The 26,770-nt window shown below is 48.9% G+C and carries 19 protein-coding genes, 1 tRNA gene, 2 pseudogenes and 1 CRISPR repeat array; of the genes and pseudogenes, 15 read left to right on the top strand and 7 right to left on the bottom strand.

Features of this window, described 5'->3' with window-relative positions; translation table 11 throughout:
- Nucleotides 1–145: 145 nt before the first annotated feature.
- Entirely contained in the window at nt 146–1,276 is a 1,131-nt protein-coding gene (locus HMPREF2871_RS00750) for a M14 family metallopeptidase (protein ID WP_049335874.1), read from the top strand.
- A gap of 74 nt (nt 1,277–1,350) precedes the next feature.
- A complete protein-coding gene (gene lgt, locus HMPREF2871_RS00745; RefSeq protein WP_004520768.1) occupies nt 1,351–2,211 on the top strand; it encodes a prolipoprotein diacylglyceryl transferase in 861 nt (286 codons plus the stop codon).
- A gap of 77 nt (nt 2,212–2,288) precedes the next feature.
- Here lgt and trkA read toward each other — a convergent pair whose 3' ends face one another.
- The 5 genes and pseudogenes from trkA to HMPREF2871_RS00720 form a co-directional block, all read right to left on the bottom strand.
- Nucleotides 2,289–3,701 carry a Trk system potassium transporter TrkA gene (trkA, locus tag HMPREF2871_RS00740; RefSeq protein ID WP_049335872.1) on the bottom strand — a complete coding sequence of 471 codons (1,413 nt, stop codon included), beginning with the start codon at nt 3,699–3,701 and terminating at the stop codon, nt 2,289–2,291.
- A gap of 95 nt (nt 3,702–3,796) precedes the next feature.
- Nucleotides 3,797–5,248 carry a DASS family sodium-coupled anion symporter gene (locus tag HMPREF2871_RS00735; RefSeq protein WP_070629732.1) on the bottom strand — a complete coding sequence of 484 codons (1,452 nt, stop codon included), beginning with the start codon at nt 5,246–5,248 and terminating at the stop codon, nt 3,797–3,799.
- A gap of 212 nt (nt 5,249–5,460) precedes the next feature.
- A complete protein-coding gene (locus HMPREF2871_RS00730) occupies nt 5,461–6,714 on the bottom strand; it encodes a complex I 51 kDa subunit family protein (RefSeq protein WP_070629730.1) in 1,254 nt (417 codons plus the stop codon).
- Nucleotides 6,711–8,322 (bottom strand): annotated as a pseudogene (locus tag HMPREF2871_RS00725) (FAD-binding protein). The gene HMPREF2871_RS00730 and the pseudogene HMPREF2871_RS00725 overlap by 4 nt, the downstream one beginning before the upstream one ends.
- The gene (locus HMPREF2871_RS00720; RefSeq protein WP_070629728.1) at nt 8,322–8,960 is read right to left on the bottom strand and encodes a 2Fe-2S iron-sulfur cluster-binding protein; all 639 of its coding nucleotides are present in this window, start codon (nt 8,958–8,960) and stop codon (nt 8,322–8,324) included. The pseudogene HMPREF2871_RS00725 and the gene HMPREF2871_RS00720 overlap by 1 nt, the downstream one beginning before the upstream one ends.
- Before the next feature lie 852 nt (nt 8,961–9,812).
- Here HMPREF2871_RS00720 and HMPREF2871_RS00715 point away from each other — a divergent pair.
- Both HMPREF2871_RS00715 and HMPREF2871_RS00710 read left to right on the top strand, forming a co-directional pair.
- On the top strand, nt 9,813–11,336 hold the full coding sequence (locus HMPREF2871_RS00715) for a fumarate hydratase (RefSeq protein WP_003746217.1): 1,524 nt from the start codon (nt 9,813–9,815) through the stop codon (nt 11,334–11,336).
- Nucleotides 11,337–11,490: 154 nt separating this feature from the next.
- A tRNA-Pro gene (locus tag HMPREF2871_RS00710) sits at nt 11,491–11,567 on the top strand.
- A gap of 154 nt (nt 11,568–11,721) precedes the next feature.
- On the opposite strand, the pseudogene HMPREF2871_RS00705 reads toward HMPREF2871_RS00710, so the two are convergent.
- Both HMPREF2871_RS00705 and yciA read right to left on the bottom strand, forming a co-directional pair.
- Nucleotides 11,722–12,258, bottom strand: a pseudogene (locus tag HMPREF2871_RS00705) (formate/nitrite transporter family protein); the annotation flags it as partial.
- A gap of 71 nt (nt 12,259–12,329) precedes the next feature.
- Complete coding sequence (gene yciA, locus HMPREF2871_RS00700; protein WP_004520760.1) at nt 12,330–12,764, bottom strand: acyl-CoA thioester hydrolase YciA; 435 nt, start codon at nt 12,762–12,764, stop codon at nt 12,330–12,332.
- Nucleotides 12,765–12,888: 124 nt separating this feature from the next.
- On the opposite strand from yciA, the gene pip reads away from it, so the two are divergent.
- The 11 genes from pip to cas2 all read left to right on the top strand — a co-directional run bounded on the left by pip (nt 12,889) and on the right by cas2 (nt 25,895).
- Nucleotides 12,889–13,818, top strand: coding sequence for a prolyl aminopeptidase (pip, locus tag HMPREF2871_RS00695; RefSeq protein WP_004520759.1), 930 nt, complete (start codon nt 12,889–12,891; stop codon nt 13,816–13,818).
- 120 nt (nt 13,819–13,938) lie between these two features.
- Entirely contained in the window at nt 13,939–16,227 is a 2,289-nt protein-coding gene (locus HMPREF2871_RS00690; RefSeq protein ID WP_049344170.1) for a CRISPR-associated helicase/endonuclease Cas3, read from the top strand.
- A gap of 108 nt (nt 16,228–16,335) precedes the next feature.
- A complete protein-coding gene (locus HMPREF2871_RS00685; protein ID WP_049344171.1) occupies nt 16,336–17,382 on the top strand; it encodes an SIR2 family protein in 1,047 nt (348 codons plus the stop codon).
- Entirely contained in the window at nt 17,372–19,120 is a 1,749-nt protein-coding gene (locus tag HMPREF2871_RS00680) for an ATP-binding protein (protein WP_049344174.1), read from the top strand. The genes HMPREF2871_RS00685 and HMPREF2871_RS00680 overlap by 11 nt, the downstream gene beginning before the upstream one ends.
- 122 nt (nt 19,121–19,242) lie before the next feature.
- Nucleotides 19,243–19,917, top strand: coding sequence for a type I-C CRISPR-associated protein Cas5c (gene cas5c / locus HMPREF2871_RS00675; protein WP_049344175.1), 675 nt, complete (start codon nt 19,243–19,245; stop codon nt 19,915–19,917).
- Entirely contained in the window at nt 19,914–21,692 is a 1,779-nt protein-coding gene (cas8c, locus tag HMPREF2871_RS00670) for a type I-C CRISPR-associated protein Cas8c/Csd1 (RefSeq protein ID WP_049344176.1), read from the top strand. The genes cas5c and cas8c overlap by 4 nt, the downstream gene beginning before the upstream one ends.
- 11 nt (nt 21,693–21,703) lie before the next feature.
- Nucleotides 21,704–22,570 (top strand): type I-C CRISPR-associated protein Cas7/Csd2, encoded by an 867-nt coding sequence (gene cas7c / locus HMPREF2871_RS00665; protein WP_049344178.1) that lies wholly within the window; start codon nt 21,704–21,706, stop codon nt 22,568–22,570.
- A 14-nt stretch (nt 22,571–22,584) separates the two neighbouring features.
- Nucleotides 22,585–23,238, top strand: a complete 654-nt coding sequence (gene cas4, locus HMPREF2871_RS00660; protein WP_049344251.1) for a CRISPR-associated protein Cas4 — start codon at nt 22,585–22,587, stop codon at nt 23,236–23,238.
- A gap of 11 nt (nt 23,239–23,249) precedes the next feature.
- Entirely contained in the window at nt 23,250–24,404 is a 1,155-nt protein-coding gene (locus HMPREF2871_RS00655; protein ID WP_049344180.1) for an HNH endonuclease, read from the top strand.
- Nucleotides 24,405–24,513: 109 nt separating this feature from the next.
- On the top strand, nt 24,514–25,527 hold the full coding sequence (cas1c, locus tag HMPREF2871_RS00650) for a type I-C CRISPR-associated endonuclease Cas1c (protein WP_049344181.1): 1,014 nt from the start codon (nt 24,514–24,516) through the stop codon (nt 25,525–25,527).
- 74 nt (nt 25,528–25,601) lie between these two features.
- On the top strand, nt 25,602–25,895 hold the full coding sequence (cas2, locus tag HMPREF2871_RS00645) for a CRISPR-associated endonuclease Cas2 (RefSeq protein WP_003685729.1): 294 nt from the start codon (nt 25,602–25,604) through the stop codon (nt 25,893–25,895).
- 189 nt (nt 25,896–26,084) lie between these two features.
- Nucleotides 26,085–26,768: a CRISPR direct-repeat array (repeat unit 31 nt; unit sequence CAGCCGCCTTCGGGCGGCTGTGTGTTGAAAC).
- Nucleotides 26,769–26,770 lie beyond the last annotated feature (2 nt).

Below are 26,770 nucleotides of genomic sequence, written 5' to 3'. Positions count from 1 at the left end.
TTTATCTTAATCCCAAAGGCCGTCTGAAACAATATTTCCAGGCGCTTGAAATCCTGTTAAATCAGTTAAATGGTTGAAACCAGCCTCATGCAAACGGTAAAATGACGGTTTGCTTCGGCCTCTTCGCCGATTACTAAGGATACCCATGATGAAAATCAGCACCCAATTCGATGCCGGTTCGGTCGTTGTCAAAGATTTGAGCAACCCTGCCGATATCCGCCTCGCCCTGCGTCCCGACAATGCTTCGGAGTTTGCCCAATGGTTTTACTTCCGTTTACAGGGTGCGGCCTATCAAAACTGCGTGATGCATTTTGAAAATGCGGCGGACGCTGCGTATCCTTTGGGTTGGGAAGATTATCAGGCTTGCGCTTCTTACGACCGTCAAAATTGGTTCCGCGTGCCGACCAGCTACGAAAACGGCGTGTTGACCATCAACCATACGCCTTTGTCCAACAGCGTTTACTACGCTTATTTCGAGCCTTATTCCAACGAGCAGCATTTGAACCTTTTGGGCGATGCGCAGGGCAGCGGCTTGTGCCGTATCGACGACTTGGGCAGCACTGTTCAAGGCCGCGACATCAATCTTCTGACCATCGGCAACCAAGTCGAAAGCGACATGAAAGTCTGGATTATCGCCCGTCAGCATCCGGGTGAAACCATGGCGGAATGGTTTGTTGAAGGTTTGCTGGGCCGTCTGCTTGATCCGCAAGATCCGACCGCGCGCATGCTGCTTGACCGTGCGACTTTCTATATTGTGCCGAATATGAATCCGGACGGTTCGGTTTTGGGCAACCTGCGCACCAATGCCGCCGGTGCCAACCTCAACCGCGAATGGGAAACCCCGACTTTGGAACGAAGCCCCGAAGTCTTTGCCGTCCGCGAAAAAATGATGGAAACCGGCGTGGATTTGTTCTTGGATATTCACGGCGATGAAGGCCTGCCGTTTGTCTTTGTGGCCGGTACCGAAGGTGTGCCGAACTACAACGAGCGCATCGAAGCCTTAGAAGATCAATTCAAACTTGCGTTGCTCAATGCCAGCCCCGATTTCCAAGACGATTACGGCTATGACAAAGATGCGCCGGGTCAGTCAAACATGACTTTGGCGACCAACTGGGTCGGCAATCATTTCAACTGCCTTGCCTATACTTTGGAAATGCCGTTTAAAGACAATGCCAATCTGCCGGACGATGATTTCGGCTGGAACGGCCAACGCTCGCTGCGCTTGGGCGAGGCAATGCTGTCTGCTATTTTGAATGTGGTTGGCGATTTGCGTTAAACCATCCGACACCGCATACAGGCCGTCTGAAAGTTCAGGCTTTCAGACGGCCTTTAAGATAAGGAACACACATTATGATGATACATCCCCAGTTTGATCCGGTGCTGATCAGCATCGGCCCGCTTGCCATCCGCTGGTATGCCTTGAGCTATATCGTCGGCTTTATCCTGTTTACGATTTTGGGCCGCCGCCGTATAGCGCAGGGCAATTCTGTGTTTACCAAAGAAACACTCGACGATTTCCTGACTTGGGGTATCTTGGGTGTCATCTTGGGCGGCCGTATCGGCTACGTTTTGTTTTATAAATTTTCCGACTATCTGGCCAACCCGTTGGATATTTTCAAAGTTTGGGAAGGCGGTATGTCGTTTCACGGCGGCTTCTTGGGCGTGGTCGTTGCCATGTGGCTGTTTGGCCGCAAGCATAACATCAGTATTTTAAAATTGATGGATACCGTTGCACCGCTCGTACCGCTGGGCTTGGCTTCCGGCCGTATCGGCAACTTTATCAACGGCGAACTTTGGGGACGCGTGACCGAACTCAATGCTTTCTGGGCAATGGGTTTCCCGCAAGCGCGTTACGAAGATGCGGAAGCTGCAGCGCACAATCCTTTGTGGGCCGAATGGCTGCAACAATACGGTATGCTGCCGCGCCACCCGTCTCAGCTTTACCAGTTTGCCCTTGAAGGCATTTGCCTGTTTGTCATCGTTTGGATTTTCTCGAAAAAACCGCGTCCGGCCGGTCAAACGGCGGCATTGTTCTTGGGCGGTTACGGTTTGTTCCGCTTTATTGCCGAATTTGCCCGTCAGCCTGACGATTATCTCGGCCTGCTGACCTTGGGTTTGTCTATGGGTCAATGGTTGAGCGTGCCGATGATTGTATTGGGTGCGATTGGTTTTGTTTGGTTTGGCCGTAAAAACAGCGTTGCCAAAGCATAAATAAAACAAGAAATAAAGGCCGTCTGAAAAGGTTTTCAGACGGCCTTTTTATGGCTTCAAGCAAACGGATTTTGGGTTTAACCGAAAAAGCCCATTTTAACTTGAATGAGTTTCTCCAGTTCCGGCAGAACGCGGCGGCGTGAGACGAAGAAGATAATGTGGTCGCCGTCTTGGAGGATGGTTTCGGTGTGGTGTCCCATGATGACCTCGCCGGTTGCGCCGCGGACGATGGCGGAGATGTAGCAGTCGCTTGGCCATTTGATGCCGCTGATACGGCGGCCGACGATGGCGGAAGTGTTTTTGTCGCCGTGTACCACCACTTCAATGGCTTCGGCTGTACCGCGGCGCAAAGGATGGACGGCAACGACGTCGCCACGGCGGATGTGGGCGAGGATGGAGCCGATGGTAATCAGGTGGGGGGAAACGACGATATCGATTTTGTTGCCTTCGAGCAAATCGACGTAACTTGAGCGGTTGACGATGGTGATTACGCGTTTGGCACCAAGGTTTTTCGCCAGCAGGCTGGACATGATGTTGTTTTCGTCGTCGTTGGTCAGCGCGCAGAAGACGTCGATTTCGTCGATGTATTCTTCGTCCAGCAGGGTTTCATCGGTGGCGGAACCTTGCAGGACGAGGGTGTTGTCCAGATTCTCGGCTAGCCATTCGGCGCGGTGGGGTTTGTATTCGATGATTTTGATGTCGTATTTGGATTCGAGCTGTTTGGCGAGGCGGTAGCCGATGTTACCGCCGCCGGCAATCATGATGCGGCGGGTACGCGCTTCTTTGGGGCGCAGTTCGCGCATGATGATGTTGACGCTGCTGATGTCGGCGGTAAAAAGTACCTCGTCACCTTCGATGATGACGGTTTGCGGCGTGGGGACGATAAGGCGGTTGTTGCGGTAGATGGCGCAGATTTGGCAGTCCGCGCCTTCGGGGAGATGTTGGTTGATGTCGGCAATTTCACGGCTGATCAGCAAACCGCCTTTGCGAGCTTGAACAATCACCATGCGGACTTGGTCGTTGGCAAAGCTGAGTACCTGTAATGCGCTGGTGTAGCTGAGCAGGCCGACAAGTTGTTCTGTAACCAGTTGTTCTGGGCTGATGGTTTCGGTAATGCCGAAGATGTTGAGGCTGCCTTCTTCGGGTTTGTCGCTGCCGGCAACCGGATATTCGAGGTATTCGCTTGAGCGTACGCGTGCAATACGGCCGGGGATGTTGAACAGGTCGGCGGCGATTTTGGAGGCAACGATGTTGGTTTCGTCGCTGCGGGTCAGGGCAAGCAGGAGGTCGGAGTCCGCCGCACCTGCCTGTTCGAGGGTAAAGGGCGATGCGCCGTTGCCGACGATGGTTTGGACATCGAGGCGGCTGCTGATGCGGTTGAGCGCTTTTTCGTCGATGTCGATGATGGTAACGTCGTTGCTGGGAACGGAGGCAAGGTTTTGGGCGACGGTCGAGCCGACTTGGCCGCTGCCGAGGATGAGTATTTTCACGGTAATTGAGTGTGTTCGGTAAAAATGAAATTGTAACAAAAGGCCGTCTGAAATTGGAGTTTTCAGACGGCCTGAGTTTTAAATAAGCCAGAAGGTTACCAGTAGCCCAAAACTTTCCACCACAAGATACCGACAGTGCCGAAAATCAGGATTTCGAGCACGCTCATGATGAAGCCGGCTTTCCACCATTCGGTCATGGTTACATAGTTGGAGCAGTAAATGACAGGTGCAGAACCGGTAGCGTAGTGGGTCAGCGACATCATGATGCCGGTAGCGGCTGCCATAATCAGGGCAAACAGCATCGGTGGTGCGCCCAAGGCCAAGCCTGCGCCGTAGAATGCGCCGAACATGGCGGTAACGTGTGCCGTACCGCTGGCGAAAACGTAGTGGGCGTAGAGGTAGGCCAGCATCAACAGGGCACAACCGGCTTCCCAACCCAAACCCATGTGGGCGATACCGCCTTGCATGGAGTCGGACAACCAACTGATGAGGCCCAGTTTGTTGAGGAAGTTTGCCATCATCACCAAGGCAGCAAACCAAACAATGGTATCCCACGCGCTTTTTTCTTTCAGCGCGTCGTCCCAAGTCAGTACGCCGGTCAACAGGCACAGGCTCAAGCCGAGGAAGGTGGTGGCAGTAGCGTCCACTTTCACGCCAAACAGCATCTCGGGAATACCCGCCCACAACAGCAGCAGAACCAGGAAAATACCGAGCATGATTTTTTCTTCTCGCTTCATCGGTCCCATGGCAGCCAAATGCTCTTTTGCCAATGCAGTGGCGTTGGGGGTTTGTTTGATTTCAGGCGGATACAGGAAATACAACACCAGCGGCATCAGCAGCATAGCAATCAGGCCGGGTACGACCATTGCCAAGAACCAAGTACCCCAAGAGAGTTGGATTTGCGAATTGGTGGCTTTGGCAACCAATTCGACCACCAGCGGATTAGGTGCGGTGGCGGTGATAAAAATCAGACAGGTAATCACGTTGGAGTGGAAATTGACCAGTGAAAGGTATTTACCGATTTTGCCTTCCGTCCCTTTTTCTGGGTCGGAGTCGAAGCTCAAAGCAATGGATTTCATAATCGGATGCACGATGGCACCGCCGCGCGCAGTATTACTCGGCGTTACCGGACCGATGACCAAGTCGGCCAGCGCCAGGCTGTAACCTACACCCAGCGTGCGTTTGCCGAAGAGGGAAATCAAGAGGTAGCCGATACGCATACCCAAGCCGGTTTTCAACAGGCCGCGTGAAATGATGATGGCGATACCGATCATCCAGATGAGCGAGTTGTTGAGGCTGCTCAAAGCGTCTTTGGTTGCATCGGCGGCTTTTTCGTTGGTCACGCCGGTCAGTGCAACCAAGGTAATGCCTAAAATCGCCATTGCGCCGATAGGCATGGCTTTGCCGATGATGCCGGCAATGATGCCGACAAACAATGCCAAAAGGTGCCATGCGTCAGGCGATACGCCTTGAGGAACGGGGATAACGAACCAGATAAGCAGCGTCAGCACAAGTGCGACTGCAGCAGGAATTGGCTTGAAGCCCATGTTGAATCTCCTAATTTGAAGATTGAAGTATTGGGAAATCGGTTTTCAGACGGCCTGAGTGTTGCTTAAGCTTGTCTGAACGTGTTTTGGTAGGTTCGGAAGGTATTTTTCTTATTGGGTTTCTCTTCCATCTTGGAAAGAAGAGAAAGGGAGGCGGGTATCGTTTTTCAGACGGCCTTTACGGCAACAGGCCGTCTGAAAACAACGCCGTTTTACTCCTGTTCTTGCGGCAGGCCGTACTCTTCGGGGAAAGTGCGCAGCGAGCTTTGCAACACGGTAACTGCGCCATCAATCAAACCGCAACGGCCGCTTCGTGGCAACAGTTGGCACAGGCTTTGCAAGGCGCGGAGGTCGTCTGAAGTGCCGATGCCGGTGTCCACGCGGTTGAGCAGGCGTGAAAGTTGGAATGTGCCGCCTTTGCAAGGCGGGCATTGTCCGCATGAGTTGGAAGCAAAAAATTCCACATATTCGGCTACTTTACGCACGACGCTGGTGCCTTCGGAAATCACAATCATCGCACCGGTACCGAGGCTGGATTTACGTTCGCGTACGGAAACGAAATCCAAAGGCACATCCAAATCTTTTACGGTTAAAAGCGTATTGGACGGACCACCGGTAAATACGGCTTTAAACGTGCGGCCCTCGAGCATACCGCCGCCGTGGTCGAAAATCAGCGATTGCAAGGTTGTGCCCATCGGCAGTTCGTACAGGCCCGGATTCAATACGTCGCCGGAAAGCGAGTAGAGTTTCGTGCCTGCGGCATCGCCCAAACCCAGCGATTTGTACCATTCCGCGCCTTTGGCAAGGATTTGCGGGATGTTGGCGAAGGTTTCGGTGTTGTTGATAAGGGTCGGTTCGCCTGCTACGCCGCTTTCGGCAGGGAAAGGCGGCTTGCGGCGAGGGAAGGGGAAACCGCCTTCCAGCCATGAAATCACGGCAGTTTCTTCGCCGCCGATATAACGGCCTGAAGTTTCAACCAGTTGCAAGTCCAAAGGTTTACCCAAGTAGTTTTCGATGCGGATAAACAAATCGCTGTTTTTCCATTGCTCAATGGCCGGTGTGATGGAAGCGATGGAGTCAGTTTGATGCGGATTGACGTACAAAATCGCTTTATTGGCACGGCAGGCAACGGCGGCAATCAGGACGCCTTCGATGACTTGGTGCGGCGTATTTGCCAGAAGTACGCGGTCTTTAAATGTACCCGGTTCGTCTTCGTTGGCATTGCAGACAACGTATTTGTCGCCATTTTTGCTTTGGGCGGCAACGGCGGCCTCCCATTTGCGCCAAGTCGGGAAACCTGCACCGCCCATACCGCAAAGATTGGCATCTTGCAGTTTGGAAACAATGCTTTGAGGATCGGCAAGCGCAGCCAGCAGGCCTTCTCCGCCGCCGACTTTGCGCCACGCGGCTAAATCTGCGCCGACTTGGCGGGAAGGATGCAGTAAGTTTTGATTGGCTTGATTCATGATTGTTGCTCCTGCAAACCGGCGTGTTCACGCAAATCGAATTTGCCGTAGTCGGGATATAAAACGGGGGCTTTTATGTCGCTGGTCAGACCGGCGCGGGTCATTTCGCGTTGCAGGTCGTGGACGTGTCCGACACCGCCGCGTACTTTTTTCAGCGGCAGGCCGCAATTTGCCGCGGCTTTACCGGCACGGCGGCCGAAGCTGATGATGTCCAAAAGCGCATTGCCCATCAGGCGGTTGCGGCCGTGGATGCCGCCGGTTACTTCGCCGGCGCAATAGAGGCCTTCTACGCAGGTTGCGCCGTTGCCGTTGATTTCGATACCGCCGTTTTGATAGTGCAGGGTAGGATGAATCATGACCGGCTCAACAGTAGGGTCGATGCCGCATTTGTGGGCAACGTGGCCGAGTGTTACCAAACGGTTTAATACGTCAGGGTCGTTAGCAATCAGGCGCGAGGTGTCAAGGAACACGCCGACTTGACCGTCACGTACCACGCCGCGGCCTTCGCGGCATTCGCGCAGAATCGCAGCGGCAACAACATCGCGCGGTTGCAATTCGTCAACGAAACGTTCGCCCAAACCGTTGACCAGCTTGGTGCCTGCGGAGAGCACGGCTTCGGAAATCAGTGCGCCTGCCAAGTGTGGAGGGTGGGCAACGCCGGTCGGGTGGTATTGGAAAGAATCGACATCGCGCAGTTTGGCGCCGATACGGTAAGCCATTACCAGGCCGTCTGCAGTCGCGCCATAGTGGTTGGAAGTGGCAAAACCTTGCAAATGCAAGCGTCCGCTGCCGCCGGTTGCCAAGACCACGGCTTTGGCGTGAACCAATACCAAAGAGCGTTTTTCCAAATCGTACAAAATCGCGCCGACGCAGCGGCCGTGTTCGTCCGACAATAATTCGATGGCGGGGTGGCGGTTGAGTTGGGTGATGTTTTCGTCGAGTTCGACCGCCTCACGCAGTACGCGCATCATTTCGAGGCCGGTAAAGTCGCGGTAGCTCAGGATGCGCGGCACGGTCGTACCGCCTGCACGTTTGCGGCTCAACATGCCGTTGCTGTCCGCGCCTTTGGTAAGGTCGAAAGTCATGCCCAAACCGATCAGCCAGCGGATGGCGGACGGCGCGTCGGTAACCATTTGCGCCACCAATTCTTTTTTGCCTGCGTTGTGGCCGCCTTTGATGGTGTCGTCAAAGTGTTGCTGCAAGCTGTCTTCCGCGCCGACCGCTGCCTGAATGCCGCCTTCGGCCATCACGGTATTGCTGTCGCCGATACGCAGCTTGTTTGCCATAATCACGCGTGCGCCTGCTTCGGTCGCAGACAATGCCGCCGCCGCCGATAACCAGCACGTCGGTGTTCAAGTGTTCCGCGCCCGACAAATCATAGTCGTCAATCAGCGGATGACTGATCAGCAGTTTCGCCAAATCAGGATGGCAGTAATCGCCCGTGTTCGGGCCGATAGGCAGTTTGACGCGCGCATTGGCCTGATAGTCGGGGTGAAACTGACTCAACAATTCGTTTTTTTCCGGCAGGTCGCTGCGCAGTTCCAATGAGGAAGCGCGCAGGTTGGTAAGGGCAGTTTCGTAGTCTATGCCTTGGATTTTGTTAACCATTACACTGACTCCTCTTCAAATTCGACTTTCATTTTGCCGCTGTCGATTTCGCGCAGGCGGCGCATTAAATCCACAGGGCGTAATGTACGCGCCGCTTTCATACGGCGTGCGAACAGGCCCACGTGGTTCGGACGGATGTGTTCGGGGCAGGAGAGGGTGCAGAGGTTGCACACCACACATTGGTCAAAGGTCAGCGCAGCCGCGCCGAAATCACCGGAAACTACCTGCGCTACGCCGTTTTCCACTTGCAAACCTTTAGGACAGGCGCGATTGCAGCCGCCGCAATGACGGCAGTTTTGTGCTTCAGGGAAAGCTTTGACGGTATCGTCCAACCAGTTCCAGCCGTCACCAATCTCGCCGACGTCGTAATATTGGATGTGCTCCGGAATAAAGTAATCCAAGAAGCTGACCTGCATACCTTCTTCGACTTTGGTCTCGCATGCCAGTGCGGTGGTAACTTCACGCTCGCCTTCTTTACGAATCATGCAACGGCAGGAACCGCATACGCCTTGACCCATACAGCCGACATTGGCAGTAATCGCATTGCCTGAACGGGCATAGGCTTGGATGATTGACGAGTTGGCAGAAGCTTTGACTTCATGGCCGTCTATGGTCAGGGTTAACAAATTTTCACTCATGGTTTGTTCCTGTGAAATTGGAAGTTGGAATAGTGGGTAATTTAATTAATTGTATTTTTATTACATCTATTGTGTACGTGGAAATATCCAAGTGATTTACTCAGAAATTCTTTTAAAATCAATATTTATCTTTATGAGTTGAAGTGTGTCAGAATTTAGTGATTTTGATGATAGGGGTAATCCAAGGTTTTATAGAAGGAGGATTACAAACAAAACATGCCTATTATTTAGACAAATTTATTACAAAAATTTGATTTTAAAAGTAAAATAAAATTACTTTTTTATTATAAATTTTAAAATATTCGTATATTTACTAGTAAAAATCATTATTATATGTTAGAAAATTTTGCATAGATTATTGTATATATTGAATAATGTTCTGATAGGCAAGCAAGTGAAAAAATTGTTATAAAATTTCAGAAAATCAAACAAGTTTGATATCAGTCAAGAAGATTGAGGGAGAAAATGACACGGATTTTACAATTATGTATTGTATTGGAGAATAAGAAAGACCGTCTAAAATTTAGGTAGTTTCCTTTTAAATACAGGATACTAAATTTTTTATCAGATACTTAAGGCAAGCATTTTCAGACGGCCTTGGAATAAGATTATCATTTAAAAATAATGTAATTTTGTTTCTATGTAAGTGAGTGGTCAGTGGATATAGATTATCAATAACCAAGTGATTTAATGCGATATTAAATTCTATTTAAATCAATAAGGTATGAAAATGATATTGTCTGGATTATTCATTTGAAAGCACTATTACACTATTGAAGGCCGTCTGAAAAAATCGGTCTCTTAAGAAATAAACAAACCCTCCCTACCATGACTCCGAAAAGGAACACAATCATGACCGTCATCAAGCAAGAAGACTTTATTCAAAGTATTTTCGATGCTTTCCAATTCATCAGCTACTACCATCCTAAAGACTACATTCAGGCTTTGTACAAGGCTTATCAAAAAGAAGAAAACCCTGCCGCCAAAGATGCAATGGCGCAGATTTTGGTCAATAGCCGTATGTGTGCTGAGGGCCATCGTCCGATTTGTCAGGATACCGGTATTGCGACCGTATTCTTGAAAGTGGGCATGGATGTACAGTGGGATGCCGAGATGAGCGTACAGGAAATGGTTAACGAAGGCGTACGCCGTGCATACACCTATCCTGACAACAAACTGCGCGCCTCTGTATTGGCCGACCCGGCAGGCAAACGTCAAAATACCAAAGACAACACCCCTGCCGTTGTACATATGGAAATCGTAAAAGGCGACAAAGTCGAAGTCACTTGTGCAGCCAAAGGCGGCGGTTCTGAAAACAAAACCAAAGTTGCCATGCTCAACCCTTCAGACAATATCGTTGATTGGGTATTGAAAACCGTTCCTCAAATGGGTGCCGGCTGGTGTCCTCCGGGCATCTTGGGTATCGGCATCGGCGGTACGCCTGAAAAAGCAGTGTTGATGGCCAAAGAAAGCCTGATGAGCCATATCGATATTCAGGAGCTCAAAGAAAAAGCCGATTCCGGTGCAGAATTATCTACAACCGAAGCCCTGCGCTTGGAACTCTACAAAAAAGTAAATGCCTTGGGTATCGGCGCACAAGGTTTGGGCGGTTTGAGCACCGTGCTGGATGTCAAAATCCTTGACTACCCAACCCACGCGGCTTCCAAACCGATTGCCATGATTCCAAACTGCGCGGCAACCCGCCACATCGAATTTGAATTGGACGGCTCAGGCCCGGCTAAACTGGAAGCCCCATCTTTGGAAGATTGGCCGGATCTGACTTACAGCCCGGACAACGGCAAACGTGTCGATGTCAACAACCTGACCAAAGAAGAAGTGGCTACATGGAAAACCGGCGACGTATTGTTGCTGAACGGTAAAATCCTGACCGGTCGCGATGCCGCGCACAAACGTTTGGTTGATATGCTCAACAAAGGCGAAGAATTGCCGGTAGATTTCACCAACAAACTGATTTACTACGTTGGCCCGGTTGATCCAGTCCGTGACGAAGTTGTTGGCCCGGCCGGTCCGACTACTTCCACCCGTATGGATAAGTTTACCCGCCAAATGCTGGAACAAACCGGCCTCCTGGGTATGATCGGTAAATCCGAACGCGGTGCAGCAACTTGCCAAGCCATTGCCGATAATAAAGCCGTTTACCTGATGGCTGTCGGCGGCGCGGCATATCTGGTTGCCAAAGCCATTAAAGCATCTAAAGTCTTGGCGTTCCCAGAATTGGGTATGGAAGCGATTTACGAATTTGAAGTCAAAGACATGCCTGTGACCGTTGCGGTGGATAGCAACGGTGAATCGGTTCACGCCATTGCGCCAAAACAATGGCAGGCCAAAATCGGTATTATTCCGGTTGAAGCTTGATATTTGCCTGGATAATCAAAGGCCGTCTGAATGATTTTAGACGGCCTTTTTTTGTTTACAAATAATTTAAATGTTTTCAAACGAGTAAATTTCCCTTTCTAAAAAGCACTTGTCAAAATCAGCGTTTGAAACTAGAATTCACAGCTTATCGAGTCGGAGTGTGGCGCAGTCTGGTAGCGCACTTGCATGGGGTGCAAGGGGTCGAAGGTTCGAATCCTTTCACTCCGACCAAAAAATTGGAAAGAGTCGTTTTAAAAACGGCTCTTTTTTCGTTTGGATGATTTATCTGAATAATGTGTCCGAATGGATTTTAAAACTTAATACCAATGCCGTCTGAAACAAAACCTGCTTTCTCAAAGCAGGTTTTGTTGTTTCTAAAGCAGGGCTATTCGGCACTATCTTTCAGCGTGTCTTTATAAGTATAAAGATAAGACGCGCCGACAAAGGATGCACCACCGACGACATTGCCCAAGAATACGGGAATCATGTTAAAGAAAAATTGCCCCCATGTGATGTTTGCGCCTGCCAGAATACCCGCTGGGATAACGAACATATTGGCGACAAGGTGTTGGAAGCCGTTTAATACGAAAATCATGACGGGGAACCAAATGGCCAGCATTCGTCCGGTTGTGTTTTTAGCGGCAAAATGCAGCCACGCGCCCATGCAGACCATCCAGTTACATGCTACTGCCGATACAAAAGCGCGGCCGAAATCCATATGGACTTTTGCCTCCGCCACAGCAATGGTTTTTTCTGCCATGCTGCCTTCAATCATACCGACATAGTACCCAAGGAAAAAAGCCATTGCCAGTGTGCCCACCAAATTGCCCATGCAGACGATAACCCAGTTGCGCAGCAGCATTTTGGAGGAAATCCGTCCGGCCAATCTGCCTAAAGACATGATCATCATATTGCTGGTTACATTTTGCTTCTGTATGAAAAAAGGCCGTCTGAACATTGAGGTTTCAGACGGCCTTGTTTTGATTTTTAAACTTACAAATGTGCCAGCTTTGCATTGCCTTCGCGAGGAATAGGGCGCGGATTGCCTTGTGCATCGATAGCGACGTAAGTGAACACGGCTTCGGTGACCAGTTGGCGGTCTTCCGTTACCATATCGTTCATCAAAGTCTTAACCCATACCTCGATTTTCAGTTGCAAAGAAGTATTGCCTACGCGGACACAATGACCGTAGCAGCACACGACGTTGCCGACCTTTACCGGTCTGATGAAATTCATTTCTTGAACGGCTACGGTTACAATTCGTCCCTGTGCGATTTCTGCCGCCAAAATACCGCCGCCTAGATCCATTTGCGACATAATCCAGCCGCCGAAGATATCCTGATTAGGGTTGGTATCGCGCGGCATGGCTACCGTACGCAATAAAAGTTGTCCTTCGGGTGCCGCATGTGTTTGTTTGTTGTCAGTCATAAATAATCCTGTCAAAAAAGTGCTATTTTACGCCATTTGTGGCGATAAACCTATGTAGGCCGTCTGAAAAATCAGCAGGTAAAGTGTTACAATCAACCTATTCATCAGACAAAGGAGAAAGCTCATGCATCCGATTCAAGAACCACGAAATAGCGGCCTTTTGCGCGTATCCGACATTCACGAAATCTACTGGGAAGAGTCAGGCAATCCTGATGGCCACCCCGTGATTTTCCTGCATGGCGGCCCCGGAGCAGGCGCATCACCGGCCTGTCGCGGCTTTTTCAACCCAGAGCATTTCCGCATCGTCATCATTGATCAACGCGGTTGCGGACGCTCTAAACCGTATGCCTGTATTGAAGACAACACCACATGGGATTTGGTTGCCGATATTGAAAAAGTACGCGAAATGCTCGGCATTCAAAAATGGCTGGTTTTCGGCGGCTCATGGGGCAGCACCTTGTCGCTGACTTATGCCGAAACCCATCCCGATCGCGTCAGCGGCTTAGTTTTGCGCGGTATTTTCCTGTGCAGGCCGTCTGAAATGGCATGGTTGAACGAAGCAGGTGGCGTAAGCCAAATTTATCCGGCTCAATGGCAAAAATTCATTGCCCCCGTAGCCGAAAACAAACGCCAAGCCCTAATTAAAGCCTACCATGAAATGCTGTTCAGCGAAGATGAAGCTACGCGCCTCAAAGCAGCTAAATCATGGGCAGATTGGGAAAGCTACCTTATTCGGTTTGAACCTAAAGACGTAGATGAAGACCCGCAAGCCTCCCTTGCCATCGCAAGAATGGAAAACCATTACTTCGTGAACGAAGGTTGGTTGCAGGGCGATAAAGCTATCTTGGCAAACATCGACAAAATCCGCCATATCCCAACCATCATCGTCCAAGGCCGCTACGACCTATGCACCCCGATGCAAAGCGCGTGGGAACTCTCGCAAGCCTTCCCAGAAGCGGAATTGAGAATCGTCCAAGCAGGCCACTCTTCTTTTGATCCTTCGCTTTCCGAGGCTTTAGTGAAAGCAGTGGAGGATATTAGAAGTAAGTTATAAAGGTAATAAATGACAATGCCGTCTGAAAAAGTTTCAGACGGCATTTTTTCTATTTACATATTAAATTTAATATCATATTATCATTGCATGATATCAGTTTGAATTTTTTAGAATTTCAATATGAAACCCTTAATTTACTACGCCCATTCCGCGCAAGATAAACTCGGTAATCTCTTACCTTATGAACGTTGGCAAACCTTGCAAAGCCATTCTGTGAATGTTGGCGAAATGGCGGCGGAGTTTGCTCGGGTATTCGGTGCTCAGGAAATTGCTTGCCAGACGGGACAGCTTCATGACTTAGGGAAATATTCTGAAGCCTTTAACTGCCGATTGCATGGTGGCCCATCAGTCGATCATGCTACTGCCGGAGCCAAAATTGCTGTCGAACGCTGGAGAAATGTGATTGGCAAACTGATAGCGTTTTGCATTGCGGGCCACCATGCTGGGTTGGCAAATGGAAACGGTGAAGGTGATAACCGCAGCACGTTAAAGGATCGTTTGGCTTTGCAATTCGGCACAGATATTCCCGCTCTTGATAACCAGTGGCAACAAGAAATCAAGCTCCCTCAAAACCTGTCCGACCCGCCACTCAAAGCCGACGCACATCATCCTTATTTCTCCTACGCTTTTTTCACCCGAATGCTCTATTCCTGCTTGGTGGATGCTGATTATCTTGACACCGAAGCCTTTTATTCAAACCTAGAAAACAAAGCCGTCGAGCGCGGCGGTTATCCCGATTTAAACGCCTTACAACACAATTTCAATCAATTTATCAACACTTTCAGACGACGTATCACCCAAGCTTCAGAGCAAACCGAAGCTGAAAAACGCAATGCCGCCTTAAACCGCCTGCGCAGCGAAATTCTCGATCATGCCATAGAACAAGCGGCACAACCGCAAGGACTGTTTACGCTCACCGTGCCGACCGGCGGCGGCAAAACTTTCACTTCCATGGCATTCGCACTGGAACACGCCAAACGGCACGGTATGCGACGCGTGATTTACGTCATCCCGTTCACCAGCATCATCGAACAAAATGCTGCCGAATTTCGTAAAGCCTTTGGCGAATTGGGCGAACAAGCCGTGTTGGAACACCACAGCACCTTCGACGACGGCAAACTGCAAGACGACGCCACCAAAGACAAACTGCGCCTTGCCTCGGAAAACTGGGATGCGCCGATTGTCGTGACAACCGCCGTGCAATTCTTCGAATCCCTCTTTGCCGACCGCTCCTCGCGCTGCCGCAAGCTGCACAACATCGCAGGCTCCGTCATCATTCTCGACGAAGCGCAAATGCTGCCGCTCAATCTGTTGCTGCCCATCATGCAAGCCATCAAAGAATTGGCGCAAAACTATCATTGCTCTGTCGTCATGTGCACCGCCACCCAGCCAGCCGTGCAAGCCGAAAACGGCTTCTATCGCGGCTTTGAAAACGTGCGTGAAATAGCCCCAAAACCGACCGCACTTTTCGACAAACTGCGCCGCACTACCGTGCAACACATCGGCACACAAACCGATGCCGACTTGCTCGCCAAACTTGCCGAACACCCGCAAATGCTCGTCATCGTCAATAACCGCCGCCACGCCCGCAGCCTGTACGACCAAGCCAAACACCTTGACGGCACCTTCCACCTGACCACCTTAATGTGCGCCAAACACCGCAGCCAAAAGCTCGATGAGATTCGTGGTCGTCTGAAAAAGGGTGAAGTCTGCCGCGTCATCGCCACCTCCTTAATCGAAGCCGGCGTTGATGTGGATTTTCCGCTGGTGATGCGCGCCGAAGCAGGTTTAGACAGCGTTGCCCAAGCCGCCGGACGCTGCAACCGCGAAGGCAAAAGGCCGTCTGAAAACAGCTTTGTCTGGATATTCGCCCCAGAAGAACAATGGAAAGCCCCGCCTGAACTTGCCACCCAAGCCGCCGTTATGCGCCTGACCGCCGACAGTTTTTCAGACGACCTCTTATCCACCCAAGCCGTCGCCGCCTACTTCGCCGAGCTTTATCAATTAAAAGGCAGTGAACTGGACAATAAAAAAATCCTGAAAATGCACAACGATACAGGGCAAAGCCTCGATTTCCCATTCCAAACCATCGCCGACAAGTTCCGCATGATCGAAAGCCATATGCAGCCGCTGATTATTCCGTTCGATGTTGATGCCGAAAACCTCATTAGCAGCCTGCACCATGCCGACCACATCGGCGGACTCTTACGCAAACTGCAACCCTACACCATCCAAATCCCCGAAAAAGCCCTCGCCGCTTTGTATAAAGCAGGGCGTATCGAACCGATTAACGAGAAAAACTTCGGAAAACAGTTTTATACACTGATCGGGCTGGATTTGTATGATGACGTGGCGGGGTTGAGTTGGGAGGATGTGGAGTTTTTGAAGGGAGAGAGTTTGGTGTTTTAAGTTTGGTGTATAAGGTAAATAATTTAACTTCTTTAGAAATTGATTTTTTAAATGTGCAAGAGTAATATGCAATCAACACAAAAATGGATGCTGGAGAACGCGTAAAAAATGGATAACACAGAACTTGATAATTTAAAAAGATGGCTGCAAACGATCTTTACAGATAAGTTAGTAATTATTGTTGGTTCAGGTCTATCCTGTGCGGAAGGATTGCCTGGTATGTGGCATCTAGGTGAGAAATTGAAACAGGAGATACCTAGCAAAATCTCAGATGAAAATTTGAAAACTTGGAATGAAATTGCAGCCTGCCTTGAATCAGACGGATTAGAAGGTGCTTTATTAAAGCATCCAGCTAATGATGCAATCGAATCAGCAATAATCAAAATAACGGCTGAATATGTTTTAAATGAAGAACAAAAAGCAATTAATAGATGTATTTCTGAAAATAAGAAACTCAAATTCTCCTATTTATTGCCTCATATTTCAGCATGCACTCCTAAGACAGCTCGTGTGATTACAACAAATTACGATAGATTGATTGAGTTTGCAGCAGAGTATGAAAATTGGGGCGTTGATTCGATGATGGTTGGGCGGTACTGGGGAACACATAATCCTGATTTGAGTAAAAAATTATTAGTTGAAAGAGTATCTAAAGGAAAAATACCAAGACTTGTTTATCGAAATCATATCAAAATTTATAAACCACATGGCAGTTTAGATTGGTTTATGGCTGGGGACACTCCAATGACTAGTTGCATCGGTGCAATGGAAGAGCCGTTAATTATTACGCCTGGTGTTGGTAAGTATAAAAAGGGCTATGCGCAGCCATTTGATGTTCATAGAGAACAAGGGAATAAGGCAATTGATGACGCTTCTGCAATTTTATGTATTGGCTATGGTTTCAATGATGATCATCTTCAAACTCATCTGACTACTAAAATTAAAAGCGGTATCAAAACTCTAATATTGACAAGAGGTTTGTCAGATAATGCTCGAAAAGTAGTCAGTGAATCATCAAATTGCAAGGCTCTTGTTTTTAATGAAAATCCACAAGGCACTTCCGTTATTAGTAGCTCAGGAGAAGAGGTTATTTCTAATGTTGACTGGTGGGATATTGAATATTTTGTGAAAGAGGTTATAGAAAATGGATGTTAATAAATTAAATTTTGAAGCTAAAGATCAGCTCGGAAGAGTGGTAACGGTAGATACAAGTCGGGTTTTGATTTCTGTCGAAGAACATGAACAAATGACCAGCATTGCCGTTGGTAATTTGATTGCAATCAATGGTAGAACAGCCAATGAATTCCTTATTGGCATCATTGAACGGGTAACTCGATCAATTAGTGAAAAATTACTTTTGGAAGATGAATCTGATGATGGTTCAATTCCGTTAGGAGAAAGTCAAGATGATTTTATTAGGGCTGTTCTGATTGGAACTTACAGAAAAGTTGATGGGAGTTTAAGTAATACATTTAAACGTGGTGCGGATTGCTTTCCTCAAATTGATAAAACTTGCTTTCATCTTAGTGGCAGCAATTTGCAATTATTTATGAACCTGTTATCAGTCAATGTAGCAGAAAACGAACGATTGGCATTAGGTCATTTTATGGCTGATGAAACAGCGGTAGCGGTAGCGAATGGCGATAAGTTCTTTCAACGGCACGCTGCTATTTTAGGTAGTACTGGTTCTGGTAAAAGTTGGTCTGTTGCTTTGATTTTAGAAAGAGCAGCCGCATTAAAATCGGCTAATCTTATCGTTTTCGATATGCATGGAGAATACTCGACTTTGTGTGACGGAGAAAATCCAATTGCGCAGCAATATCATATTGCAGGACCAGGAGATTTAGACGGTTCAAATCCGAATAGTCTGTTTATACCTTACTGGTTGTTAAACAGAGAAGAAATGCTGGCTTTGATTCTTGACCGAAGTGATGATAATGCACCAAATCAGGCAGCAAGGTTTACCGAACATGTCCGTACTTTAAAAGAGCAGACCTTACAAAGTGAAGGAAAAGCGGAGATGCTTGAGACATTTACAGTGGATTCACCCATTCCTTATGATATTAACTCTTTATTGGATGAATTGAATAAAGATGATACAGGTACAAAAACTGGCGCAAGTGGAAAAGAAGTAAAAGGAGATTGGAATGGTAGATTGACGAGATTCATAGGTCGTCTGAAAGCCAAAATTGATGATAGACGTTGCGGATTTATGTTTCAGCCTCCTAAAAAATGTAATGCTTACGACTGGTTAGAAGAGATGCTGATGAAGTTGTTTTCTGTTTCAGAGAGTCAAAGAGGGATTAAAATCATTGATTTCTCTGAAGTTCCGTCAGATGTATTGCCAATCATTACAGGTGTTCTCGCTCGCTTGTTATATAACATTCAATTCTGGATGGATAAAGATGCACGACACCCATTAACTATTGTTTGTGATGAAGCGCATTTATATCTTCCGGTTCGTGATGCAGCAGAGGCAGCAGAAAAACGTGCATTAGAAGCCTTTGAACGTATTGCAAAAGAAGGCAGAAAATACGGTGTATCTTTATTAGTTGTTAGCCAGCGTCCTTCGGATGTTAGTCGGACAATTCTCAGTCAATGCAATAATTTCTTGGTTCTTCGCTTAACAAATGATCAAGATCAAAGTGTTGTGAAACGGTTGTTACCTGAATCAATGGTAGGAATTACAGATATTTTGCCATTGCTTGATTTAGGTGAAGCATTGTTATTAGGAGATTCAATTTTACTTCCTACAAGAATTAAACTTGATAAACCTACAATAGCTCCTGAAAGCGCAACGCGACAATTTTGGAGTGATTGGGCAAACCAAGAACCAAAACCGGATGCCGTATCAAAAGCTGTTGAAGCACTACGCCGACAAGTTCGAGCATAACACGTGGTCTGAAAACCTTTCGCACTTAACCGTGCGTGGATTGAAACTAAAGTAGTTAGATTAGTCAGCTAATCCGCCCCTTCTTTATGAAGGGGCGCGTGTACAACCAAAAGGAGAACCGAATGAACCAAATCCGCCTACACGTTTGGGGTGATTATGCCTGTTTTACCCGTCCGGAGATGAAGGTGGAGCGGGTGTCTTATGATGTCATCACGCCGTCGGCGACGCGCGGGATTTTGGCGGCGGTGCATTGGAAGCCGGCGATTCGGTGGGTGATTGACCGCATTTATGTGCTAAAGCCGATTCGGTTTGAGTCGGTGCGGCGCAATGAGTTGGGCGGCAAGATTTCGGCGGGTAAGGTTAGCAGCGCGATGAAGCGTAAAAGCGTTGCCGATTTATATACGCTGATTGAAGACGACCGCCAGCAGCGCGCGGCGACGGTGCTTAAAGATGTGGCTTATGTGATTGAAGCTCATGCGGTGCTGACGGCAAAAGCGGGGGCGGATGAGACCGTTACCAAGCATATTGAGATGTTCAAACGTCGTGCGAAAAAGGGGCAATGCTTTCAGCAGCCTTGTTTGGGCGTGCGTGAATTCCCTGCCGATTTTGCGTTGATTGATGAAGGCGAGCCGTTGCCGCCGTCAGCGTTAGTGGAAAGCGAGGCAAACCGCGATTTAGGCTGGATGTTGCACGATATTGATTTTGACCACGGCAACACACCACATTTTTTCCGCGCACAAATGAAAGACGGCGTGATTGATGTGCCGCCGTTTTACGCTGAGGAGGTGAAAGCATGATTCTTGCGTCCCTTGCCCGCTATTACCGCCGTTTGGCAGCAAAAACCGATGAAATGGGCAACCCGAAAGTGCCGCCTTATGGCTTTAGCGAGGAGAAAATCGGCTGGATTTTGGTGTTGGATAAAGAAGGTCGTCTGAAAACCGTTGTGCCGAATCTGACCGCCGATAAAAAGCCGCAGCCGAAGCTGATGAGCGTGCCACGCCCTGAAAAACGCACATCGGGTATCAAACCGAATTTTTTGTGGGATAAAACCGCCTACGCGCTTGGCGTGGAAGCCAATAAAAACAAAGCCGAAGCGAAAGAAAAACCGTTTACGCCGTCTGAAAAAACTTTTGACGCCTTCAAGCAATACCATCTCGATTTACTGCAAAACAGCGACGATGATGGCTTGCAAGCCTTGTGCCGTTTTCTGCAAAACTGGCAGTCTGCACATTTTGCTGCCGAAAATCTTCCTGCCGAAATGCTAGATGCCAATATTGCATTTTCTCTTGAAAAACCGACCGCACTTATTCATAAACGCGAAGCTGCGCAAACCTTGTGGGCAGGCTGCCTGAAAAGCGATGAGTCTGAAGAAGGTCTATGCTTGATTAGCGGTAACACCGCCCCGATTGCGCGGCTGCATCCGGCGATTAAAGGTGTGTTTGGCGGGCAAAGCTCCGGCGGTTCGATTATTTCGTTCAACAAAGAAGCCTTCGCCTCGTTTGGCAAGGAACAAGGCGCAAATGCGCCTGTTTCCGAACAATCCGCGTTTGCCTACACCACCGCGCTGAACTATCTGTTGCGCCGCGAAAATAATCACTGCTTGACCATCGGCGATGCCAGCACGGTCTTTTGGGCGGAAGCGGATGATAGCGCAACGGCGCAGGCTGCCGAGGGCTTCTTCGCGCAAGTGTTCACGCCGCCGGATGACGAACAAGAAAGCGCCAAAGTTTTCAACGTATTGGAACAAATGGGCAAAGGTCGTCCGCTGCAAGAAATTGCGCCCGAACTTTCTGCCAATACCCGTTTTTACATCTTAGGGCTTGCCCCCAATGCCGCGCGGATTTCTGTTCGATTTTGGCTGGACACTACGTTTGGGCAGCTGGCGGAAAATTTGGCGCAGCATTGGCAAGATTTAGCCCTTGAGCCTTGCGCATGGAAAACGCCGCCGTCTATTTGGCGACTCTTATTGCAAACTGCCGTATTGGGCAAAAGCGAAAACATCTCGCCCGTGTTGGCAGGCGAAATGACCCGCGCCGTGATTTGCGGCACGCCGTACCCTATGAGTTTGCTGTCGCAACTGATTACCCGAATCCGCGCCGACGGCGACGTGAACGGTCTGCGCGTGGCAATGATGAAAGCCGTATTAGAGCGGCGTTTTAGAAAAGGTTTTATCGAAGAAGGAGTTCCTATGAGTTTGAACAATGAAAGCCCGAATCGCGCCTATCTTTTAGGGCGGCTGTTTGCCGTGTTGGAGCGCATTCAATATCAGGCGTTGGGCGAATTAAACGCCGGCATCGCCGACCGCTATTACGGCTCTGCATCCGCCGTGCCGTTTTCCGTTTTTCCGCGTCTTTTGTCGGGTGCAAAACACCATTTGTCGCGCTTGCGTAAAGACAAGGCCGGTATGGCGGTGAATTTGGATAAAGATTTGGGCGAAATCATTGCCAAACTGCCCGAAACTTTTCCACGCCATTTGAGCATTGACGAGCAAGGCCGCTTCGCCATCGGCTATTACCACCAAAAACAAAGCTATTTTGCTAAAAAAGAAACCGCTGAAACTATTGAGAACTAAGGAGTCAGAAAATGTCTGCCATTCAAAACCGCTATGAATTTGTTTACTTTTTTGATGTTACCAACGGCAACCCCAACGGCGATCCCGATGCGGGCAATATGCCGCGTCTTGACCCCGAATCCAGCAAAGGCTTGGTAACCGATGTCTGCCTGAAACGCAAAATTCGTAATTTTGTAGAAATCAGCAGCGAAAACGAAGCCGGTTACGAAATCTACGTCAAAGAAAAAAGCGTGTTAAACCTGCAAAACAAACGCGCTTATGAAGCACTTGGCATTGAATCGGAAGCCAAAAAACTGCCAAAAGACGAAGCCAAAGCCCGCGACATTACCGCTTGGATGTGCAAAAACTTTTTCGATATCCGCACCTTCGGCGCCGTGATGACCACCGAAGTCAACAGCGGACAAGTGCGCGGCCCGGTACAACTGGCGTTCGCCCAATCCATCGACCCGATTGTGCCGCTGGAAGTTTCCATCACCCGCATGGCGGTAACCAATGAAAAAGACTTGGAAAAAGAACGCACCATGGGGCGCAAATACATTGTCCCTTACGCGCTCTACCGCGTACATGGCTTCATTTCCGCCAACCTTGCCGCCAAAACCGGTTTTTCAGACGACGACTTAGCCAAACTCTGGCAATCCCTGACGCTGATGTTTGAACACGACCGCTCCGCCGCCCGTGGCGAAATGGCGGCACGCAAACTGATCGTTTTCAAACACGACAGCGCGCTCGGCAGCCAGCCTGCACATAAACTGTTTGACGCCGTGAAAGTCGAACGCGTAAACGGCGAATCAGGTACGCCTGCAAGCGGTTTTGGCGATTACAAAATCAGCGTGGTTTCAGACGGCCTGAATGGCGTGAGTGTGGAAGAATATTTGTAAAAATGTCTGAAAAGATGACCGCTTGTATTGCAGAAGCAGAAAAGGAAAATCAAGACACGCGCCTGATTCCCCTTTCCGCCCTGCAACACTACGCTTTCTGTCCGTGCCAATGCGCGTTGATTCATAACGAGCAGGCGTGGGCGGAGAACTATTTGACCGCGCAGGGTAAGGCGCTGCATGAGCGGGTGGATTCGGGCGAACCGGAAACGCGCAAGGGCGTGCGTTTTGAGCGGACGGTGCATGTGTCGGCGGAGAAACTGGGCATCAGCGGCATGTTGGATTTGGTGGAAGTGGACACGAAAACAGGCCGTCTGAAACCTGTGGAATACAAACGCGGCAAGCCCAAACCCGACCCGATGGACGAAATCCAGCTTTGTGCTCAAGGTTTGTGCTTAGAAGAAATGACGGGGCAAGCCGTTAACGAAGGCGCGCTGTGGTATATGCAAACCCGCCACCGGGTCCCCATCGTGTTTTCAGACGACCTGCGCGCCCAAACACTCGCCACCATCTCCGCCGTGCGCGAACTCTTAAACAGCGGCCAAACCCCGCTGCCCGACCACGGCAAACGCTGCAAAGCCTGCTCGTTAGTGGAAATTTGCCAGCCGGAGTTGCTGGGGAAACGGGATAGGAGTGTGGGGTATGTAAAGGGGTTATTTACTAATGATTAAAGGATATAAACATGAATTGCATATATTGTAGGGAAGAGAAACAAATTGATGAATTCAGCTTGGAGCATGTTGTCCCACAGTTTCTTGGTGGAAATTTTGTATCAGATAAATTTAAAACACGAAATGTGTGCAAAAAATGTAATAATAATCTAGGACTTTTTGTTGATGCTGCATTTGAAAAAGATTGGTTGGTATTCAATCATCTAAAGAGTCAGGCGCATGCATTTTTTAATCCGAAAGCACCAACATCTCTTCCTTTGCATTACATGGGGCATAGTGTAATAAATCCACCGCATATGGTAGATGGAGAAATATGTGAGTATTGGTTAGGACCACTAGGGGAGCAAATCTTTTGGATTAGACCGGATGATGAAAAGCTATATTGGTACGCTGGAGGAAATCCGCGTACAGTTAAAAAGCAGAAAACAAGAGCATATTTTATTTTTGCTGAACGTTATTTAAAAAATTTTGAGTTGGCATTACTGTCATTTAAAGATGCTTTTGAGGGCAAGCCTGTCAAGAAAATTATGTGTACTCGTTTAGACGAAGAAAATATTTTACCTAGAATAGGCTTTTCAAATCCTGATGACATAGATCAAGAAAGAATAGAATTCTTTTTAGAAAGTGTAAGAGGTGGAAAAGAACAGCATTGCAAATACCATAAAAACGCATTTGCTGAAAATCGATTTATTGCGAAATTAGCACTTGGAATTTTGCATTGTTTATTCAATAAGAGCAAATTTTCTAGTGAGTACATGGAAGAGCTTTATAAGGGCTTGTGGTATAGAACAGGAGATAATATCCCTAAAATCCGCGGTTCAGGGGCACTTCATGAAGGTAAAGATTTAAAAAGGTTATTAGGTGTTCCGTATGGCACGACTATATCTATTTTAAAGAGTAACAATCTATTGATTATGAATTTAAATATTGGCACAGAACTTAATTATTCTATTCAATGTGGAGAAATTGAAGAGTTAGATAGTCAAGAGGCAGAAATATTTGATCAAGGCGGATTATGTATTGTTATTTATAAACCTTTACAACGTTTTATTGAGTTGGGACTGTATGAATTTATAGCACATAAAAGTGGAGATTATATTAATAATGACTTATCTGAGATTGAAAGTATGCTCCACAATAATGAGGATTATTTTAAGAATTTATAACTGAGAGTTGGTTAGGTTATGGAGTTCCTCTTAACCCAACATACCGTCTTCAAGTAGTCTGTATGCGCCGTTATCCCCAAAGTGCGGTCAAAATCTAAGGAGTTTCCCCATGCGCAAACTGCAAAACACGCTCTACATCACCACCCAAGGCAGCTATCTGCATAAGGAGCGGGAGACGCTGGTGGTGGAGCAGGAGCGCAAGAAGGTGGCGCAGTTGCCGGTGCATTCCATAGGGCATATTTTCTGTTTCGGGAATGTGTTGGTGTCGCCGTTTTTATTGGGGTTTTGCGGTGAAAATAATGTGAATTTAGCGTTTTTTACGGAAAATGGGCGTTATTTGGGACGGCTTCAGGGGCGGCAGAGTGGCAATGTGCTGTTGCGTCGGGCGCAGTATCGGGTGTCGGAGCAAAATCCCGTGCCGATTGCGCGCAATATCATTGCGGCGAAGATTCAGGCGAGTAAACGGGTGCTTCAGCGGCAGATTCGCAATTATGGCGAGAATGCGGCGATTCAAAGTGCGGTCGATGCTTTGAACATTTCACTGCGGCAGTTGAAGGGCGCGGCGGAGCTGGACGTGGTGCGCGGTATTGAGGGCGATGCGGCGGCGCGTTATTTCGGCGTATTTGGGCAGCTTTTGAGCGAAAAAAGCGGTTTTGTTTTTGACGGGCGCAACCGCCGTCCGCCCAGAGACGGGGTGAATGCGCTGTTGTCGTTTGTGTACAGCATTCTGGGCAAGGACATCAGCGGCGCGCTGCAAGGCGTGGGGCTGGATCCGCAGGTGGGTTTTCTGCACGCCGACCGACCGGGACGCGACAGTTTGGCGCAGGATATTTTGGAAGAATTCCGCGCGTGGTGGGCAGACAGGCTGGTGTTGTCGCTGATTAACCGAGGGCAAATCAAACCGCAGGATTTCGTTACCGAAGCAAGCGGCGCGGTGAGTTTAAAAGCCGATGCGCGTAAGCTGTCGTTTCAAGCCTTGCAGGCGAAAAAGCAGGAGAAAATCGTTCATCCGTTTTTAGGCGAGGAAGTGGAAATCGGGCTGCTACCGTATATTCAGGCAATGCTGTTGGCGCGGCACTTGCGCGGAGATTTGGCGGAATATCCGCCGTTTTTGATGAGATAGGTTTGCAGGTCGTCTGAAAATGGGTTGGATGTTTTCAGACGACCTCTAAAGCAGCCTGCACATGGGAATACAAAATGCTGATGCTGATTACTTACGATATTTCGCTGGAAGATGCGGAAGGACAGGCAAGGCTGCGGCGCGTGGCAAAATTGTGTTTGGACTACGGCGTGCGCGTACAGTATTCGGTGTTCGAATGCGACATCGCGCCCGATCAATGGGTTGTTTTAAAAGACAAACTCTTAAAAACCTACAACCCCGAAACCGACAGTCTGCGCTTTTACCATCTGGGCAGTAAATGGCGGCGCAAAGTGGAACACCACGGCGCAAAACCGGCGGTGGATGTGTTTAAGGATACGTTGATTGTGTAAATCGCCAACCTGCGGTTCTCATGAAAATGCGGCAGGGTTGGCGAATTGGGATTGTTCTTTAATAATCAGGATATTGCGAATGCGGGCGTAACGGAAAAGGCTGTGTTATACTCGCGTTCACGCTTTTCTTAGGAGCTTAGCGAAATCGGGGCTGCGAAACCTGATGGAACAAGGCTTTTAAGAGAGGCTCAGCCGCCTTCGGGCGGCTGTGTGTTGAAACAAAGTCGCCCTGACCAACGAAGCAGGCGAGCCGTCAGCCGCCTTCGGGCGGCTGTGTGTTGAAACATGAACCCTGTCGAATTGGCGGCCAATACGTTCAGCAGCCGCCTTCGGGCGGCTGTGTGTTGAAACTGCCTGTACGTTTTCAAAAGTGGCTTTTCGGTACTGGCAGCCGCCTTCGGGCGGCTGTGTGTTGAAACGCCGTTATCGTCGCCAGCGGTGGCAGAATCGCCTTCAGCCGCCTTCGGGCGGCTGTGTGTTGAAACAGCCATGCCCGAATCTGCCTAAACTTGAGGGCGGCAGCCGCCTTCGGGCGGCTGTGTGTTGAAACTCGCCGGTGGGCTGGGCATTTTTCGGGATAGGTTCAGCCGCCTTCGGGCGGCTGTGTGTTGAAACCAGCGTATGGCCGTCAAAAGCTCGCAAAATGTTCAGCCGCCTTCGGGCGGCTGTGTGTTGAAACTCATTTTCATTTGGAATTTGGGCTTCTTATCGACAGCCGCCTTCGGGCGGCTGTGTGTTGAAACAGAACGTGATTGTTGATATTCAGCCTGTGCTGAACAGCCGCCTTCGGGCGGCTGTGTGTTGAAACATGGTCTTTCTTCTGTTCTTTCGGGGCTTCCGCTCAGCCGCCTTCGGGCGGCTGTGTGTTGAAACTT

Origin of the sequence: Neisseria sp. HMSC067G12, assembly GCF_001812725.1 — a bacterium.
Lineage (GTDB): Bacteria > Pseudomonadota > Gammaproteobacteria > Burkholderiales > Neisseriaceae > Neisseria > Neisseria perflava.
The sequence above is the reverse complement of the archived record's forward strand: the minus strand, read 5'-3'. Positions and strand labels throughout refer to the sequence as shown.